This is a genomic window from Allobosea sp. P1_A7 (assembly GCF_056406775.1).
Map to the genome: position 1 here is coordinate 1 of NZ_JBFTZN010000653.1, position 518 is coordinate 518.

Sequence of the window (518 nt, forward strand, 5' to 3'; positions counted from 1 at the left end):
CCATGGGGATCGTGGTTCAGCGTCTCCTGCACCACCAGCGCCAGGCCGGCGAAGCCCTTCCTCATTTCGGTAGGGCCCGTCGCTAGCCACACCCRCACGCCGCTCGGAACCGAGATCATCGCGGACCCAGCACATCGAGAACCCGGCGTAAAGTCTCGATATCGACATCGCCGTCGACCCGGACGCGCTTTCCTCCGACCAGCTCGATCTCGATGATGCCGCGCTTACCGCGTCCGCGTGGCCGTCCGCGCCGCGTGGCAGGCGTCCGTGCTTGCGGCTGTGGTGSCGATGGCGGCTCCGGTTCCATCACTACCGGAAGGAACTGTGGAGCAGGAAGCCCAATCCGATCGCAGAGATCCTTGCGCCACCGGAACAGCTGGCTCACGTGAATGCCAGCGGCACGCGCGACCTCGGATGAGGAAACGCCAGGCTCGAACGACGCCGCGACAAGCCGCTCCTTCTCCTCGCGAGACCACCGGCGCCGACGCTCGACAGATGTGATCACCTCGACGCGAGAC

Annotated in this window: 2 protein-coding genes; both read right to left on the bottom strand. The window is 66.1% G+C overall.

The window, feature by feature from the left end; genetic code table 11:
* Positions 1–119: IS66 family insertion sequence element accessory protein TnpB (tnpB, locus tag AC1D34_RS38235; protein WP_476827112.1), on the bottom strand; the 119-nt coding region annotated here is incomplete at its 3' end.
* On the bottom strand, positions 116–518 hold a 403-nt coding region (gene tnpA / locus AC1D34_RS38240; protein WP_476827111.1), incomplete at its 5' end, for an IS66-like element accessory protein TnpA. The genes tnpB and tnpA, both read right to left, overlap by 4 nt.